Consider the following 18,379-nt stretch of genomic DNA (forward strand, 5'->3'; position numbering starts at 1 on the left):
TATTTAATAATGATAATGATTATCACTTAAGATAATTATAAATCTAAATTATAATTTGTCAATACCATTATGTAAAAATTCTTTTAGTAATATTTTTACTTGAGTTTTCTAAAATTTAAAGGTGTTTTTCCATATGTTTTCTTAAACATTTTAGCAAAATTAGCAGAGTAATTGTATCCAACCTTATATGCTATCTCCTCGATACTTAAATCTGTTGTTGATAAAAGATTTGCAGCAATAATCATTCTAATATGATTTGTATATTCACCAATCGACATATGATAATATTTTGAAAATCCTGCCTTTAATTTTTGCTCATTTAAAAAGACCATCTTACTTAAGCTATTTATATTTGGAGGATTATGATAATTTTTAGATAAAATATCATGAGCTTTTTGAATAGCACGAATATCAAAAGAGGTTAATCTTACTATTCTATTATTACCAATATTAATGTTTCCATAGTCAATCTGATTAGTAAAAGCATTCTCAGGAGATTTATTGACCTCGTTTATTAAAATAGCAATACATTCTAATATTTTACTTTCCAAGTAAATACTATTTAATAAGTTTTTATTAGCTAAGCTTTGTAGTTGACGGATAATTTCTGTAATTTCTAGAGGAAGATAGATATATGTATAATTTCTAATAAAAGAATCAAAATCGATCGCATTAGAAAAATTAGGCTTTATAATTTCGGTGAAATATTTTTCATGTATAGTTATTTCAGTTCCATGATAATGCTGACCTTTTGCCCATTTTTGTTTTCCTTTTAAATCTTTTTCTACAACAAAGAATGAAGAAGGCGTAAAAGAGGATACAGGATTATTTTCAAGCTGAAATTCTGTAACTCCCTTATAAACTAATCCAAAACGCATTAGTAGCTCAGGGTTAGAAAAAGATAAGGAAAAGTCTTTAGGAATAGTATAATCCGCAATACCTAAACTATAATATCCATCCCTTGAATAAATAATGCAATGACCAAATTCGGGTCTATCCTTATTTGTATATAAAGTATAATTTTCATTTTCAATTTTACTAAAATTCAATTTTTTTAAGACTGCGGCTTTAAACTCATCACTAGATTTTACAATCATAAAATACTCCTTTAATTTTTATATTATTAGACATATGATATAGATACTCAAAACAAGAAAATGATTAGTTAAGATGTAAAACTAATTAAATTAGATGTGAATATTGCATTGAGAATGAATATCATCTACAATTGCTTTGGTTAAGAATAAATTCTAAACTAATTATAAAATGTTGTAAAGTATATTTTAGAAAAGTTAGAAGTCGGAGGGAATTATGAAAAGAAGAACAAATAAAATTAAATCAGTTTTAGCTTTAGCAGCAATTGTGTCAGTGACGGGTTCAATGCAAGTTAAGGCAGAGACTTATCCTAGAATACCATCAGAAGAAGGAACTATTTATGAAGCAGCGGCTTATAAAGACGGTAAGTTTTATATTAAGGGAGAGACAAAAGAGGCTGAAAATGAAGGGGCATATTATTTAAATGGAGATAAGTATACTGAAATTAATGATATAGATATTGAAAGAGAAGTTTATAGAACATACTTAGATAAATATATTGAGATGAACTATGGAGATTACTATTTGGACATGTCAAATGGTGAGTTGTCGGAAAACAGCTTAATAGAGGATGATGTAGATAATGCATACTTGGCGTTATCAAGAAAGATAAGAAAAAACACTAAAGGAAGATATTCAGAGACTAGTTTGAAAAACGATTTAGTTGAAATCCCTAATACCAAATTCGGAAAAAGCTGGTATTTTACTAATTATGATGGTTATAATATTTACACAGATTCAGAAGGAAATTATATAGATGCGGATTACAATTTAGGTAAAATTAAGGTTGCAACAACATCGAGCAATATTATTACATTAACAAATACAATTGATAAAAAAGAAGGAACCAGAGCATACGTTTCAGAGTCAAATGTACTCGGACAAGATGCAGATTATATATATAGAACTGCAAAGGTTACTATTGAAAGTGATGAAATAATAAGTAAAATAGATGGGATTGATGTAAATGCTGGAAATGCATTTGATACAAGTGAAAATGATGGTAAAACAGTAAGTTTTCTAGCTATACAAAAGATTTCAAAAGAGCAGGCTGAAGATAAGATAGATGGTGCTAACTATGCTAAAAATACAGTTACATATATACTTTCTGGTACAGATGGAACATCTGTAAGTCTACTTGATGGGGCCCAAATAAGTGTGGCAGGAGGATATATGGTTGAGTATATAAAAGATTCAGGAACAATAACAATTCAAACTATTTCATTATATGAAGAGCGAGGAAATCAAAATTATGTATATGCTTATAATATTGCGGCAGAAGAAATAAAAAATATAGATATCGATACGAATGGAAACCTATGGAAGGTTGAAAATGGAATTGTATATAAATTTGATAATTACAGTGAATGGGATAAGATTTATAAGGTAGATGGATCTATGGATAATTTATCGGTTTATGATGAAAATCATATGATAATTTGGAGTGAAGATGTTGATGTTTACTCAATAAAATCAGAGGATACAGAAGAGATAAAGGTAGAAGGATATGGGCCAGAAGAGATTTTAGCAAAAAAATTAGGATGGATAATGAATACAGATGGAAGCTGGAGTTATAATAAGCCAGAGTATATTAAAGCTACTGGATGGCTTTACGACGAGAATAAATGGTATTATTTAAATTCTTTTGGAATAATGCAGACAGGATGGATTAATGAAAATAGCAAATGGTACCATTTAAGCGAAAACGGAGCGATGAAAACTGGATGGCTAAATGAGAGTGGAAAATGGTATTATTTAAATACATCAGGAGAAATGCTTTATGATACTACGGTTGATGGATATAAACTGGGGATTAATGGGGATTTGATTCAATAATTTTTAATATGTTTCAGGCTTAAGTAATTGATAGTATAAAGTTATTTAATTCATATATAAGCCAAAAATAATCAATTAAGGTGCAAAAATAATTAAATCTGGTGCAAATATTGAAATGAGAATGAATATCATATACAATTGTTTTTGTCGGAAATAATAAAGTGGAACTTAATTCAGATAGAATATGATCTATGTATAAATTTGAGTTGGATTTTTATAATGAATGGTTACTCTGTATAGAAATGTATTACTTAGTCTCTACATTAATAGAAAAGTAGAGTGTAATTCACTTTGCCCATTGCTCTAGATTGGATTTTCACAGTAGCTAGATAGTGGAAAAAAATATAAATTATGAAAGGAAGATACAAAATGAAGAAAATTTCAGTGGCTAAGAAACTTTTAGCAGTTTGCTTAACGTCAATGATATTTGTTGGGTGTACAAATACAAGCAATTCTACAGTAAAAGAGGAGAATAAAACTGTTAAAGTAACTGATGTTAAAGGAGAAATTGAAATTCCAGCAAATCCTCAAAGAATAGTTGATTTAAGTGGTAAGAGTGATGTTTTATCAATTTTGGGATATAAAGTAATAGGAACAGCTAATAGTGATGCTTATAATTATAAAAAATTACCTACATATTTAGAAGATACATTAAAGGATGCAACAATAGTAGGTTATAGCATGCAGGACACTATGGACATTGAAGCAATAATGAATTTAAATCCTGACTTAATAATAATTTCAACAGTACAGGAAAAAATGTATAATCAGTTAAAAGAAATTGCACCAACAGTTATGATTAAATCAGAAGCATTAAATTGGAAGGAAGATGTTAAGAATTTAGCAAAAGTTTTTGATAAAGAAGATATAGCAAATGATTGGATAGAAAATTATGATAAAAAAGCAAAAGAAGCAGGAGATAAGATTAAGGAAACTCAGGGGAAAGATGCAACTTATTTATCCTTCTTAGCTAGCGGTGGTCAATTCTATGTATTTGATGGAGCTGGATTTGGAAATGTATTATATGAAGATATGGGTTTAAATAAACCAGAAGGTATGCCAGAGCAGACTGATATAAGCTTACCAGTTGTAACATATGAAGGACTTGCAGCAATAAAAGCAGATAATATATTCGTTCTTGCAACTGATGAAGACTCAAAAACTCTTGAAGGAAATGCAATATGGAATGGACTTCCAGCAGTAAAGAATGGCAAGGTTGTTAAATTACCATCCTCACCTTATTTTAATCAAGGCTATAGTCCAATAGGAAGAGAAAAACTTTTAGATGAAATAGTGGAGAAGTTAAATGAAAAGAAATAATAAAAATGCAATAACTTTTACAGTTTGTAGTATTTTTATTCTGATAGTGGGTCTAATCCTAGGCGTAAGCCTAGGAGCTACCCAGATTGGAATTTCTGAAATATGGCATAGTATTTTTAACTATAGTGAACAGCTTGAACTTGTACTTATTAGAGATGTACGTATTCCTAGAGTTCTATGTGTATTATTTACAGGAGGGATTTTGGGTGTAACAGGAGCCATGATTCAGGGAGTAACAAGAAATCCAATAGCAGAACCATCGCTTCTTGGTGTAAGCCAGGGAGCTACTTTGGTTATTGCAATATTTTATGCTATGGGAATTTCAATAAATACTACAAATGTTATGATAGCAGCCTTAATTGGTTCAATATTTAGTGGAATTATAGTAATAGGTTTTATATCAAGAAAAGCAAATAATAGTTCAATTACAAAAATACTTTTAGCAGGAACTGCTATGAGTACCTTTTTTATTTCTCTTACAACTATTGTAGGGTTATTATCAAACCAATCCCAGCTTCTTGCTTTTTGGGTAGCTGGAGGTTTTAGAAATGCAACCTGGTTAGACTTTAAATTAGTTTCAGTGATTGCAACCATAGGTTTAATAATTGCACTTTTACTTTCAAAAAAGATAAATATATTAAGTCTTGGAGATGATGTTGCAATAAGCCTTGGGCAAAATCCTGAGAAAATAAGATTAATAACTTTACTTGTTATGATACCAATGTGTGCAGGTGCAGTTGCTGTTGGTAAAAATATTGGTTTTGTTGGACTTATTGTACCTCAGATTGTAAGAAAAATTTTAGGAGAAGATTATAGAATAAACATACCTTGTTCTTTTTTATTTGGAGCAGTTCTTTTAACTTATGCTGATATTGCTGCAAGAATGTTTTTAAATCCTTATGAAACACCAATTGGAATATTCACAGCCTTAATAGGAGTTCCATTCTTTATAGCTGTAGCGAGAAAGGAGAAAGGCTGATATGAAAAAGAAAAATTTTAAAATGACAGTTTTAATATTAGTAGCCTTGCTGTTTATATCTTTAATATTATATTTGAGCTGGGGAACTTATAAAATAGGACCTTTAGATATTATAAATACGCTCCTTGGAGGGGGAACAAAACTACAGAAAGCAGCACTTTTAAACACCAGGATTCCAAGACTTTTAGTTGGAATTTCAGTAGGAATAGCCCTATCTACAGCTGGAGCACTCCTTCAGACAATAACAAAAAATGAATTAGCTGATTCAGGGATAATAGGTATTAATGCTGGAGCAGCAGTGGCAGCTGTTATTTTTATTTCTTTAAAAACTGAGGATTACTATAGTGAACTTGGTGCTTTATCTATTTATGTGCTGCCTCTTATGGCGATTTTAGGTGCAGGAATTTCAGCAATTATACTTTACCTTTTATCAAGCAAAGATAGAGTAAGGCCAAAGAGACTGCTTCTTATAGGACTTGGAATAAATGCAGGTTTAAGTGCTTTTATAACTTTTTTCACTTTTAGAGGAGGAGCTGGTGATTATAACAGAGTGCTAATCTGGACATCTGGAAGTCTCTGGGGTTCAGGTTGGGATTATGCAAAAATAATAATTCCATTAGTTATTATAATGTTTACTCTAGTAATCATGAATTATAAGAAATTAGATGTTCTTAATTTATCAGATGAACATGGAGTTTGCCTTGGATTAAATTTAAATAAGGAGAGAAAAAAATTCTTAACACTTGCGGTTATTCTTGCTGGAGCAGCTACAGCTTTTGCAGGTAATATTGGATTTATAGGCTTAATATGTCCTCATATAGCGAGAAGGTTAGTTGGACCTTATCATAAAAACTTTCTTGTAATATCTGCGATTATAAGTGCAGTAATAATTTTACTTGCAGATGCAGTTTCAAGAAATTTATTTTCTCCAATTGAAATACCCGTTGGAATTACAATATCAATTTTTGGAGTGCCATATTTTATTTACTTAATGATGAAGGAGAATTAGATGGAAGCGATTAGTGTAAAAAATTTATCCGTAGCCTATGAAGATAATTTAATAATAGATAATATGAACCTTTCGATTCCAAAGGGAGAAATAAGTATAATCATAGGAGCCAATGGATGTGGAAAATCAACTCTGCTTAAGACTATAGGTAGAATAATAAAACCAAAGAACGGTGAAATTTTTGTAAATGAAAAGAATATAAAAAAACAAAAGGAAAAAGAAATAGCAACTCAGGTTGCCTTCTTGCCTCAGGGGCCAACATGTCCAAGTGGAATTACTGTTAAAGAATTAGTTGCCTACGGAAGATTTCCACATCAAAAGATGATTGGAGGCCTAAATAGCCACGACAAGGAAATCATAGATTGGGCAATAGAGGAGACAGGTCTTAAAGAGTTTGCAGACAGGGAAATAGATAATCTATCTGGAGGCCAGAGGCAGAGAGCATGGATTGCAATGACCTTGGCTCAGGAAACAGATATAATCATGTTAGATGAGCCTACAACTTATTTAGATATGTCTTACCAACTTGAAGTATTAGAGGTATTAGAGAGATTAAATAAAAAGAATAATATCACTGTTGTAATAGTTCTTCATGAATTAAATAATGCCTGCAGATTTGCAAGTAATATCATTGGACTGAAGCAGGGGAAAATCATATGCAAGGGTATTCCTAGGGAAGTAATAACACAAGAAAACTTAAGAAAAATCTACGGAATAGATGTTAAATTACAATTAAGTGAAAATGGTGAGTATCCAATCTGCGTAGAATATGAACTTAGGCACATGAAAGAAAATAATAAACCAAAGATGTGCTGAATATTTCGTGTCAGACAAGGAAGTAGATTAGCCTAATAGCCAAGCCCTATTGGGGCAATCTGCTGACGCAGTATGACGCGAAATAGGCAAGCATATTGGTCTATTATTTTTTTGATTGTGCCGTGAAAGAGGATAACATGAGAAATAAGAACTTTATTATAATTGTTATTGGTCAGATAATATCTCTATTTGGAAATGCAATTCAGAGATTTTGTATGTCTTTATACATTTTAAATTTAACAGGAAGTGCTGGAGTTTTTTCAACCATATTAGCAATATCAACTATTCCATATGTTTTATTTGCACCAATTGCAGGCTTCCTTGCGGATACAGTAAACAGGAAAAAAATAATGGTTTATCTTGATTTTGTAAGTAGTGTATTAATGGGCGCCTATGGAATAATACTTATGAGTGGAAGAGATAATACCATAATAGTAGGTATTGTAATGTTTATGTTAAGTGTTATTTATACTTTATACAGTCCAGCCGTTACATCCTCTATTCCTCAAATTATAGAAAAGGAAAAATTACCTTCAGCTAATGGAATAATTCAGCAGGTTGGATATGTAGTTAATTTGCTTGGACCAGTACTTGGAGGGATTTTATATAGTTTTATTGGAATAAAGCTGGTTGTAATAATAAATGCTATAAGCTTTTTAATATGCGCAATCTTAGAGTTATTTTTAAATATTCCTGATTTGGAAATAAGGGAGAAATTTAAAAATCCTATCTTAAAATCAATAAAGGAAATGAAAAAGAGTTTTATATATTTGAAGGAAAGAAAGACAATCGTCTTAGGAATCATAGTTTCTTATGCTCTGACTAATATTTTTGTGGTGCCGATTTTAAGTGTTGTGACTCCATATTTTATTAATATACAAATGAGTCTGCCTTCCAGTATGTATGGTTTTATAGAAGCTATATTTGTTGCAGGCATGATAATAGGAGGCATGGCAATAACCTTTAGGCCTAAATTATTTAGTGTGAAAAAATTACATAAGACCATGTATCCTATGGTAATTGCTCTAATAATTATGGGAATAGCTGTATACTTAAATGCTGAAAATAAATTCTTTATTTTAGGGCTTTATTCATTTGGAGGTTTTGGAATAATGTTATCTTTGGCTTTATCTAATATTATATCTTTAAACTATATTCAACAGGAAGTAAGGGGAGATATGCTTGGAAAGGTCAGTGCTTTTTCTACAGCAGTAGCTACAGTAAGCGTGCCCCCTGGACAACTGATTTTTGGACAATTAATAGATTTTAATTTTAGCCTTTTTAGCATCGTTATTCTGACTACTATTTCTAGCGTTGGAGTAGTGTATTTTATAAAATGGAATGTAAGAAAAGCTTAAAAATAAATAACTAATCTTTAACGTATATTGATGTAAGTAAATTAAATTATAGAGTATAGTTAGAGAATATTTAACAATGATTGAGACGTTATAAATATTAATTAAAAGCTGGGGCGCTCTTATATAAGAAAGCCTCAGCTTTATTTATTTCATATTCTAATGAGATAATCAAGTAGACTAAAAAATTATATTGTGTGATTAGTAAAGTTACCACTGAATTATTGGGATAACTGATGAACTTTATAAAGCTGTTTTTGAATAATCAGCGAGTTTGCTGTTGTTTTAAACTTTTTTAAAAAGTAATCAAGTCCGATATTAAAAATTTACGTATTTTCGAACAGGTCTAAAAAATTCTTTCCAGATGATGAAAGGTACCCTGTTTTTGACCATATTATAGCTATCTGAGTTGTTAATATGTCACTATCAATTTCTTTGTAAATTATACTTGAAGAACCTATTAATTTTATTGCAGATTTTGGTACTATGGCGATTCCAAGTCCAGAATTCGCCCAAAGCAGGGAAGTTCGTGCATCATCATTTTTGCAAAATACAGTTGGCTGAAAATTAAAATCTTGGCATACTTTAAATATGAGACTTTCAAATCGTCTATAGAATATCAAGGGTTTATTATTTAATTCAGTAATGTTTATGATTTCACTATCAGTCCAGTTTAAGTCTTTTCTCATAGCTGCAACCATAGGCTCTTTTGGTAAAAAAATTGAGTTTATTCCCGAATTGTTAAATGGAGTTCTTACAATAGCAATTTCAATTATACCTTTATCCAATAACTCTAATAATTCATAGGTATTCCCTTCATGAATTTCAAAATTTATGAAAGGGTATTTTTCGTGGAATATATTTAACCTGCTATCTAAAAGTGACGCTCCAGATGAAGATACAGTGCCTATGGATAAGGTCCCGTGATTTCCTTGTTTAAAATCTTTTAATTCATTTTCAGTAGATTTTGTTAAAGATAATATCTGCTTAGCGCGCTTATAAAGTATAACTCCAGCATCGGTAAGTTTTATATTTCGACTTCCTCGTTCAACCAGTTTAACGCCGAGTTCATCTTCTAAATTTTTCAACTGATAGCTTAAAGGGGGTTGAGCCATATGAAGTCTTTTGGCAGCATTTGTTATTTGGCCTTCTTCTGCAATTGCATAAAAATATTTTAATTGTTTAATATCCATTTTTTATCCACCTTTTGATATACAAAAAATATATGGCATCGATACATATTATGTATTTTTTATATAGATATGTTTTTGTTATAATGATAAAGGAAATTTTGAGAATGTTCAATAAGACATTACAGATAGGGGGATAAATCTTGAAATATTTATTAAAATTCGTAAAACCGTATAAAAGGCAAGTCACATTAGGTCCTATATTTAAGTTGCTTGAGGCTGTCTTTGAAATATCAATACCAACAATAATGATATTTATAACAGATAAGGGAATAGGAACAAAAAACATAAACTATATATTTGAAATAGGGTTAATAATGCTTTCTATGGCAATTTTAGGTGTGTTATCATCTTTTACATGTCAGTATTTTGCATCTATTGCTTCACAAGGGTTTGGGACGGCTCTTAGAAATGAGATGTTCAAAAAGATAGGAACTTTTTCATATAATGAGATTGATGATTTTGGGACGCCATCTCTTATTAATCGTGTTACAAATGATGTGAATCAGCTTCAACTTGGCCTTGCAATGCTTATAAGACTTGCTATAAGGGTACCGTTTCTTTGCATTGGTGGAATTATAATGGCTATGTATCTTGACGTGAAATTGTCGCTTATAATGTATTTATCAATTCCATTCTTTGCTTTTGCAATATATCTTATTATGAATAAATCTCTTCCTCTATATAAGGTGGTTCAAAGAAAACTTGATAAGTTGTCGCTTATTTTAAGAGAAAATTTATCTGGAGTAAGAGTTATAAGAGCATTTTCAAGAGTAGAAGGTGAAAAAGTAAGATTTAGAGAATCGAATGAGGAACTTGCAAGCACTGCAATTAAGGTAGGAAAAATATCTGCTCTTATGAATCCAGTTACAAGTGTAATAATGAATTTTGCACTTATGGCAGTAATTTGGTTTGGCGGAATAAGAGTAAATGTAGGTGGAATGACAACAGGACAGGTTATAGCTTATATAAATTATATAAACATGGTATTATCGGCGCTCATAGTACTTGCTAGCCTTATAGTTACTTTTACTAAAGCAGCAGCTAGTTCAGCTCGTGTAAATGAGGTACTTAGAACAGAACCAAGTATTAAGTACAGTGGAAATTCTGAGTTTAGTAAAAATATTAATAAAGATATTCCAATAATTAAATTTGATAATGTATCTTTTTCTTATAAAGGATCTAAGGAAGATGCAATAAGTAATATTTCTTTTGAAATAAAAAGAGGACAAATGGTTGGGATAATAGGTGGTACAGGTTCAGGAAAAACTACTTTAGTTAATTTAATACCTAGACTATATGATGCAAGCAAAGGAAATGTTTTGCTAAATGGAATTAATGTTAAAGATTATTATAAAAAAGAAATTGATAACAATATAGGACTAGTTCCTCAAAAAGCCGTTTTATTTACCGGAACTGTATCAGAAAATATAAGATGGGGCTCTCAAAATGCAAGCATGGGTGAAGTTAAGAAGGCAGCTGAAATCGGAATGGCAGCAGATTTTATAGAAAAAATGCCTGAAAAATATGACACATATATATCCCAAGGCGGAGTTAATTTCTCTGGTGGTCAAAAGCAAAGACTTACTATAGCAAGAGCCTTAGTAAAGAAACCTGAAATATTAATAATGGATGACAGCTTAAGTGCTCTTGATTATGCTACAGATGCTGCACTTAGAAAAGCTCTTAAAGAAAATTCCAGTGATACAACTGTAATTATGGTAACTCAAAGAATAAGCACTGTAAAGGATGCTGATTTAATAATTGTATTAGATGACGGAAAACTTGCGGGAGTTGGAAACCATGAACAATTGCTTAAAGAGTCCGAGGTTTATAGAGAAATATGTAGCTCTCAAATTACAAAGGAGGCTATGTAAATGAAAAAAAGTACATTTTCTAGATTAATTAGTTATGTTTCAAAATATAAAGGATATATGTTTGCATCTCTGATATTTGCGCTAATAAGTAATATACTTATAGCATTTATGCCGTTAATAGTGGGAAGGTCTATTGATCATATAGTTGCTAAAGGTGAAGTTGATTTTGATGGATTAATTAAGACAATTATAATACTAGGAGTAATATATGTAATAAGTGCACTATTTACGTGGCTATTTACTATAGTGGCTAATATTGTAGCATATAACACAGTAAAAGATCTTAGAAATGAAGCCTTAAATAAGATAAGCTCTCTGCCTTTAAAATACTTTGATAAAAATCCTCATGGAGATATTATAAGCAGACTTACAAATGATATGGATAATGTTTCAGATGGGTTATTTCAAGGAATAACACAATTTTATCCAGGAATCATAACTATAATAAGTTCAATTGTTTTGATGGTAAGTTTAAGTTTTAAATTAACGTTGGTTATAGTTTTAATGACACCTTTTTGTTTTCTTATTGCTTCTTTCATTACAAAGAGATCAAATAAAATGTTTAAAGAGCAGCAAAAGACTTTAGGTGAATTAAATGGTTATATAGAAGAAATCGTGGGAAGCCAAAAAGTAGTAAGACTTTTTGGATATGAAGAAAGAGCACAAGAGAACTTTTCGGGAATTAATTCAAGGCTTTACAAGTGCGGACAGCTTGCACAGTTTTATTCATCGCTTACTAATCCAGCCACAAGATTTGTAAATAATATTACATATATTTTAGTTGGCCTTGTTGGAGGAATACTTTCGGTTTTAAGCGGGTTAAGTGTTGGTGTTATTTCGAGTTTCTTAACCTATTCAACACAGTTTTCGCAACCAATAAACAATATTACTAGTGTAGCTACTCAGCTTCAAGCAGCTCTTGCATCTTGTGAAAGAATATTTTCTATTATAGATGAGGAGCCAGAAAAAGCAGATTCTAAAGAAGCTGAAAATATAGAGAGCTGTGATGGAAATGTTGAGTTTGATAATGTATCATTTTCTTATAATAAGAAAGTTCCACTTATAGAAAATTTCAGCGTTAATATAAAAAAAGGAAGCACAATAGCTATTGTAGGACCAACTGGTGCTGGCAAAACCACTATAGTTAACTTACTTATGAGGTTCTATGATTTAGAGAAAGGTAGGATTACTATAGATGGTAAGAGTATAAATGACCTTACAAGAAATAATCTTAGAAGGCAATTTGGTATGGTGCTTCAAGATACATGGCTATTTGAAGGAACCATAAGGCAAAATATTGCTTATGGTAAACCAAATGCTACTTTAGAAGAAGTTGAAAATGCAGCTAAAGCTGCCTTTATTCATAGTTTTATAAAAAGACTTCCTGATGGTTACAATACGATTATAACTGAATCTGGAGGAAATCTTTCTGAAGGTCAAAAGCAGCTTTTGACTATAGCCAGAGTAATGCTAATTGATCCGCCAATGCTCATATTAGATGAAGCAACAAGTAATGTAGATACAAGAACTGAGCTAAAAATACAAAATGCATTTCTTTCAATGATGAAAGGACGTACAAGCTTTGTTATAGCTCATAGACTTTCTACTATCCGTGATGCAGATATAATCCTTGTTATGAAGAATGGTAAAATTGCTGAAAGAGGGAATCATGAGGAACTTGTAAATAAAGGTGGAATTTATACAGAACTTTATAACAGTCAGTTTAAGCATCAGCTGTAAAAAGATGTTTATATATTTAAAAAAATTTATATGTTAGTATAAATTGTATAGGTAATATCATATTTAATAATATAGCTTTTTTATCATGAGTCTCTTAAGGCTATAGAGGATCATAAATTTTTAAATGTATAAGAGGTAGAAAAATGAAACGTAATAATAGTAATAGCACTAAAAATATTAAGAGAGCGAGAATTACTATATTAATTGTTGCAGTTGCATTACTTGTAATTATAGGAAGCATAGTAGCAGTACAGAAATTTTCAGCAGGCAGTAAGACGGTACAAGCTGCTAGCAACACGGGAGAAAGTATTAATGATGATAAAGAAAATAGCGATTCAGTTAATAAGGAAAGCAATGGCAACGTAGAAGATGTTGCATATTTAGAAAAGTATATTGAGCAGCAAGAGAAGAACCAAAAGCCTGATGGAGCTGATGGTAAAAAAGTTGCTTACTTAACTTTCGATGATGGCCCATCGACAACAGTTACCCCTCAAATTTTAGATATCCTTAAATCTGAAGATGTACATGCAACATTTTTCCTTATAGGAAAGTATGTTGATAAAGATGATGCAAGCAAGAACCTAGTAAAGAGGGAAGTAGCAGAAGGTAATGCAATAGGCATACATTCATATTCACATGACTATGGTTACTTATTTCCAAAGGGTAAAATAAACTTGGAGAATTGTATGTCTGATTTTGATAAAACAGATAAAGCTTTAAAAAACGTTTTAGGCGAAGATTTTTCAACACGATCAATTAGGTTTCCAGGTGGACAAGAAACATGGAGTAAAAAGGATCCTCAAGGAGCAGAAAAAGTGGACAAAGCCCTACATGAGAAGGATTGGCATCAAATTGATTGGAATGCATTATCAGGAGATGCAGAAGGTACTCATAAAAAGAATGCAGATGAACTAACTCAGGAAGCTATAAAAAGTATTGGTAATAGAGAAAAGGCACTGATTTTAATGCATGATACTTATGGAAAAGAAGAAACAGCGAAGGCTTTACCAAGAATAATAGAATATTTAAAACAGCAAGGCTATGAATTTAAAATAATAGAATAATTAATTATTATCTCCCTCTTATTTATAAAATAAGGGGGAGACTTTTTGTTCTCTAGGACTTTATGTTGAGATTAAACATGTGGACATTGTACCACTTGAGAGTATAAGTTATGTAAGCCAATCGAAAATTAAAAATATGAATGATTTTTATCACTTATATTTTTAATTTTAAGTTATAGTATTATTTAAAGTGCATTATTTAAAGTGTATTGTATAAATAGCCAATGAATTAAGAGATTGGGTGGCAAAATTTAGCTTTCATTTATACCTGCGTTAGTATAATATGTAAATTGATAAAATGAAATTTATACAATTGAGTTAAAGGTTATTGAAAATGTAAAATTGTATTTTAAAATAATATATATATTATTTTGCAAAACTAATTCTTCATCATAATTCTAAAAATATTGCAAGAATTTTAGCCGTAATTGTGAATTGTGAAATGTGCATTGTGAATTGCAACATATATATGTTAAAGAACTAAGATTAGGAGTGAAGAATTTTGATACTTAGCAAAGAAGTGGTTATAAGGCACAGTAAAGGATTGCATGCAAGAGTCTTGGCTATGGTTGTTCATAAGGTAAGCGAACTTGAAAAGAGACATGATTTAAAGTTTTTTATAATTTATAAAGATAAAAAGAAAATTTTAGCTACAAGTCTTATGCCACTGGTTTTATTGAAGGTAAAGCAGAATGAGAAAATTATAGTAGAAGTTCATGGAGAAGATCCAAAAGAACCGCTAGATGAATTATGCGATTTTCTACAAAGTGATTTTGATTTAGAAGATAAAAGTACTATTAATCAAGTTGATAACATAATAAATAATAATACTATAACGTTGGAGCACGTATTCAGTAATATACCTAATGGAATCATTGCCACAGATGAGAAAGATATAATTTCAATATTCAATGAGGAAGCAGAAAGGTTATTAGGGATATCTTCCGGAGATGCTATTGGAAAAAAGGTATATGAAATAATAGAATTCACAAATCTTCATGAAATAAATAGAACTGGCAAATCGGAATTAATGGTAAAAGAAATAATAAATAATAGAATATTGCTTATAAATAGAACTCCAATAATAATAGACAAGAAACCTAAAGGTGCATTAGCAGTATTTAATGATATATCAAAATTAGAAAAAGTTAAAGATGAACTTAAAACGGTGAAAGATTTGAAAGAGAGGCTACAGCTTATATTAGAAACAGTACAAGATGGTATATGTGTTATAAATTCAGATGGATATATAACATACGTAAATAAGGCGTATCTTAGAATTTTGAACGAAAAAGAAGAGGATATATTAAATAAAAATATTAGAGATGTATCTCCAGAGGGTGCAAGAATTAAAGTACTTAAAACAGGAGAAAGCATCATAGGGGCAATCAGCTATAAGGAAAATGGTGTAATAATAGTTTCAAATGTAAACCCTATAGTGATTGATGGAGAAATAACAGGTGTTGTGTCCATAGTTAAAAATGTAACAGAAGTTCAAAAACTTTCTGAGAAACTAACTCAGGTCTCTGCAAAAGCTGATTATCTAGAAGAAGAGCTTATGAGAACTAAGAAACCTGATTCAGCTTTTTCGAAGTATATAGGTCATAGTGGGAAGATATTAGATGCACTTGCTACAACATTAAAAGCAGCGAAAACAGATACCACCGTATTAATAAGAGGAGAAAGTGGGACAGGAAAAGAATTAATTGCAGAAGGAATACATTTTTCAAGTAAGAATTCCAAAGGACCTTTTATTAGAGTAAATTGTGCAGCAATACCACAAAACTTATTAGAAAGCGAACTTTTTGGATATGAAAAAGGAGCTTTTACAGGAGCTATAAAAAGAAAATTAGGTAAATTTGAATTGGCTCAAAATGGTACTATACTTCTAGATGAAATAGGAGAAATGGATAAGAGTATGCAGGCTAAAGTTTTGAGAGTAATTCAAGAAAAAGAATTTCAAAGAATTGGTGGAGAAGAAACTATAAAAATAAATGTTAGAATAATTGCTGCGACTCACAGAAATTTAGAAGAAATGGTAAAGTCAATGGAGTTTAGAGAAGATTTATATTATAGGTTAAATGTAATTCCAATATTTTTGCCGCCTTTAAGAGAAAGAAAGCAAGATATAGCGCCTTTATTAGAGCACTTCATAGATAAAATAGGTAAGAGGATAAATAAAAGAATAACTATAGTAACAAATGATGCAATGGAATCTCTATTAGAATACAAATGGCCAGGAAATATAAGGGAGTTAGAGAATCTGGTAGAGAGAATAATGGCTTTAAATGAAACAGAAGTAATAGAATTAAGTGATCTTCCAGCTTATATGAGAAAAGATATAAATACAGTTAAAAATGCAATCAAAAGTAAAAATAATAATGAAATAGACATGCTTATTGAAACAGATGAAATATTACCGCTAAAGGAATATGAAAAAATTATAATAGAAAAAGCACTTAAGAAATATGGAAGTTATAATGCTGCGGGAAAAGCATTAGGACTTACTCATAAAACAGTAGCCGCGAAGGCAAGACAATATGGAATAGAGAAAAAGGTAACTTGGGAATAAAAAATAGCAAGTTGGTAAAAAGTATCATGATAAAAAAGAACAACTTGATACTTTTTACCAAGAGATATACTATTTATATTACAATTTTTTGTAAATGTTTACTTGCACTTTAGGCTAGAAGGCTCGAAAATACACACTTTTAAGTATATTTAATTAGTAATTGAAATTGTGGCATGAGTATTGCTCTATATAAAAGTACAAATATAAATAAAAACAAATCAAAATTATTTACATATATTCTAAAAAATTTAATTCATGAAAGTTATATTATATTACTTAGGTAATAAAGGTTAATAATTTTATAATGAATGAATTATATTATTTAGAACTTATATATATTGCAAAAATAATTCTTCATCATAATTCTAAAAATATTAAAAGAATTTTAACTGTAATTGTGAATTGCAACATATGTATATAAATTAGATATAAATAATTTTAATCATAAAGAATATTTAAATATGGGAGGAAGAATTTTATGAAAAAAATAATTAATGATGCAAATCTAGTGCTTGAGGATATGTTGAAAGGAATGGTAGCTGCACATCCGGAATATATAAAAAAATTAGAAAATGCAGATGTTTTAGTAAGAGTAGATTCACCAATAGATGGAAAGGTTGCTTTAGTAAGTGGTGGAGGAAGTGGACATGAGCCAGCTCATGGAGGATATGTAGGAAAAGGAATGCTTGATGCAGCAGTAGCAGGAGCAGTGTTTACATCACCTACACCAGATCAAGTATATGAAGCAATAAAAGCTGTAGACTCAGGTAAAGGAGTTTTACTTGTAATTAAAAATTATACTGGGGATGTTATGAACTTTGAAATGGCAAAAGATATGGCTGAAATGGAAGGGATTAATGTAAAAGCTGTTGTAGTAAACGATGATGTTGCAGTTGAAAATAGTACTTATACAGCAGGACGAAGAGGGATTGCAGGAACAATATTTATACACAAAATAGCAGGCGCTAAAGCTGAAACAGGAGCTAGTCTTGAAGAAGTTACAAGAGTTGCAGAGAAAGTAATATCAAATGTTAGAAGTATGGGAATGGCTATTTCATCTTGTATTGTACCAGCTGCTGGTAAACCAAATTTCACATTAGGAGAAAATGAGATGGAAATTGGTATGGGAATTCATGGAGAACCAGGAACTCATAGAGAGGAAATAAAAACAGCAGATGAAATTACAGAACATTTAATGAGCAAAATTCTAGAAGATATCAAATTGAGTAGTGGAGAAGAAGTAGCAGTCATGGTAAATGGCTTATCATCAACACCACTTATGGAGTTATATATAGTAAATAAAAAGGTAAATGAAATATTGGAGGAAAAAGGGGTTAAAATTCATAAAACATTTGTAGGTGAATTTATGACATCTCTTGAAATGGCTGGATTTTCAATAACAGTATTAAAACTTGATAGTGAATTAAAAGAATTATTAGATGCACCAGCAAACACACCAGCATTTAAAGTAATATAAAGCAAAGATTTTTAGGTAGAGTTTTTGAGATTAGATGAATTTAGTAGAG

13 protein-coding genes are annotated in these 18,379 nt (G+C 30.5%); 11 read left to right on the top strand and 2 right to left on the bottom strand.

Annotation, left to right across the window (positions count from 1 at the left end; all coding sequences use genetic code 11):
- Positions 1-95: 95 nt before the first annotated feature.
- Positions 96-1,097: a helix-turn-helix domain-containing protein gene (locus tag F3K33_RS10660; RefSeq protein WP_012058362.1), complete on the bottom strand. Its 1,002-nt coding sequence runs from the start codon at positions 1,095-1,097 to the stop codon at positions 96-98.
- Positions 1,098-1,311: 214 nt separating this feature from the next.
- On the opposite strand from F3K33_RS10660, the gene F3K33_RS10665 reads away from it, so the two are divergent.
- The 6 genes from F3K33_RS10665 (at position 1,312) to F3K33_RS10690 (ending at position 8,413) form a co-directional block, all read left to right on the top strand.
- Positions 1,312-2,931: an N-acetylmuramoyl-L-alanine amidase family protein gene (locus F3K33_RS10665; protein ID WP_039771965.1), complete on the top strand. Its 1,620-nt coding sequence runs from the start codon at positions 1,312-1,314 to the stop codon at positions 2,929-2,931.
- Between the two features lie 369 nt (positions 2,932-3,300).
- A complete protein-coding gene (locus tag F3K33_RS10670; RefSeq protein ID WP_039771967.1) occupies positions 3,301-4,251 on the top strand; it encodes an ABC transporter substrate-binding protein in 951 nt (316 codons plus the stop codon).
- Positions 4,238-5,230 carry a FecCD family ABC transporter permease gene (locus F3K33_RS10675; protein ID WP_039771969.1) on the top strand — a complete coding sequence of 331 codons (993 nt, stop codon included), beginning with the start codon at positions 4,238-4,240 and terminating at the stop codon, positions 5,228-5,230. The genes F3K33_RS10670 and F3K33_RS10675 overlap by 14 nt, the downstream gene beginning before the upstream one ends.
- 1 nt (position 5,231) lies before the next feature.
- On the top strand, positions 5,232-6,239 hold the full coding sequence (locus F3K33_RS10680) for a FecCD family ABC transporter permease (RefSeq protein WP_039771971.1): 1,008 nt from the start codon (positions 5,232-5,234) through the stop codon (positions 6,237-6,239).
- A complete protein-coding gene (locus F3K33_RS10685) occupies positions 6,240-7,055 on the top strand; it encodes an ABC transporter ATP-binding protein (RefSeq protein ID WP_039771973.1) in 816 nt (271 codons plus the stop codon). It abuts the gene before it with no gap.
- Between the two features lie 137 nt (positions 7,056-7,192).
- Entirely contained in the window at positions 7,193-8,413 is a 1,221-nt protein-coding gene (locus F3K33_RS10690) for an MFS transporter (RefSeq protein WP_039771975.1), read from the top strand.
- A 323-nt stretch (positions 8,414-8,736) separates the two neighbouring features.
- Here the strand turns inward: F3K33_RS10690 and F3K33_RS10695 are convergent, their stop codons facing one another.
- Positions 8,737-9,603, bottom strand: a complete 867-nt coding sequence (locus F3K33_RS10695) for a LysR family transcriptional regulator (protein ID WP_023975879.1) — start codon at positions 9,601-9,603, stop codon at positions 8,737-8,739.
- A gap of 140 nt (positions 9,604-9,743) precedes the next feature.
- Between F3K33_RS10695 and F3K33_RS10700 the strand changes: the two genes are divergently transcribed.
- The 5 genes from F3K33_RS10700 to dhaK all read left to right on the top strand — a co-directional run bounded on the left by F3K33_RS10700 (position 9,744) and on the right by dhaK (position 18,330).
- Positions 9,744-11,477, top strand: coding sequence for an ABC transporter ATP-binding protein (locus F3K33_RS10700; protein WP_154861687.1), 1,734 nt, complete (start codon positions 9,744-9,746; stop codon positions 11,475-11,477).
- The gene (locus F3K33_RS10705; RefSeq protein ID WP_039771978.1) at positions 11,478-13,217 is read left to right on the top strand and encodes an ABC transporter ATP-binding protein; all 1,740 of its coding nucleotides are present in this window, start codon (positions 11,478-11,480) and stop codon (positions 13,215-13,217) included.
- 143 nt (positions 13,218-13,360) lie between these two features.
- A complete protein-coding gene (locus F3K33_RS10710; RefSeq protein WP_039771980.1) occupies positions 13,361-14,281 on the top strand; it encodes a polysaccharide deacetylase family protein in 921 nt (306 codons plus the stop codon).
- Between the two features lie 502 nt (positions 14,282-14,783).
- Complete coding sequence (locus tag F3K33_RS10715) at positions 14,784-16,853, top strand: sigma 54-interacting transcriptional regulator (RefSeq protein WP_039771982.1); 2,070 nt, start codon at positions 14,784-14,786, stop codon at positions 16,851-16,853.
- Between the two features lie 478 nt (positions 16,854-17,331).
- The gene (gene dhaK / locus F3K33_RS10720; RefSeq protein WP_039771984.1) at positions 17,332-18,330 is read left to right on the top strand and encodes a dihydroxyacetone kinase subunit DhaK; all 999 of its coding nucleotides are present in this window, start codon (positions 17,332-17,334) and stop codon (positions 18,328-18,330) included.
- Positions 18,331-18,379: the final 49 nt, after the last annotated feature.

The sequence above is a fragment of the Clostridium beijerinckii genome, assembly GCF_008705175.1.
Taxonomy (GTDB): domain Bacteria; phylum Bacillota; class Clostridia; order Clostridiales; family Clostridiaceae; genus Clostridium; species Clostridium beijerinckii.

Bases quoted from the DNA above. Each gene is read 5' to 3' on its own strand.
- F3K33_RS10660 (WP_012058362.1), bottom strand. From the start codon at position 1,097: ATGATTGTAAAATCTAGTGATGAGTTTAAAGCCGCAGTCTTAAAAAAA.
- F3K33_RS10675 (WP_039771969.1), top strand. From the start codon at position 4,238: ATGAAAAGAAATAATAAAAATGCAATAACTTTTACAGTTTGTAGTATT.
- F3K33_RS10705 (WP_039771978.1), top strand. From the start codon at position 11,478: ATGAAAAAAAGTACATTTTCTAGATTAATTAGTTATGTTTCAAAATAT.
- F3K33_RS10685 (WP_039771973.1), top strand. From the start codon at position 6,240: ATGGAAGCGATTAGTGTAAAAAATTTATCCGTAGCCTATGAAGATAAT.
- F3K33_RS10680 (WP_039771971.1), top strand. From the start codon at position 5,232: ATGAAAAAGAAAAATTTTAAAATGACAGTTTTAATATTAGTAGCCTTG.
- F3K33_RS10690 (WP_039771975.1), top strand. From the start codon at position 7,193: ATGAGAAATAAGAACTTTATTATAATTGTTATTGGTCAGATAATATCT.
- F3K33_RS10670 (WP_039771967.1), top strand. From the start codon at position 3,301: ATGAAGAAAATTTCAGTGGCTAAGAAACTTTTAGCAGTTTGCTTAACG.
- F3K33_RS10665 (WP_039771965.1), top strand. From the start codon at position 1,312: ATGAAAAGAAGAACAAATAAAATTAAATCAGTTTTAGCTTTAGCAGCA.
- F3K33_RS10710 (WP_039771980.1), top strand. From the start codon at position 13,361: ATGAAACGTAATAATAGTAATAGCACTAAAAATATTAAGAGAGCGAGA.
- dhaK (WP_039771984.1), top strand. From the start codon at position 17,332: ATGAAAAAAATAATTAATGATGCAAATCTAGTGCTTGAGGATATGTTG.
- F3K33_RS10695 (WP_023975879.1), bottom strand. From the start codon at position 9,603: ATGGATATTAAACAATTAAAATATTTTTATGCAATTGCAGAAGAAGGC.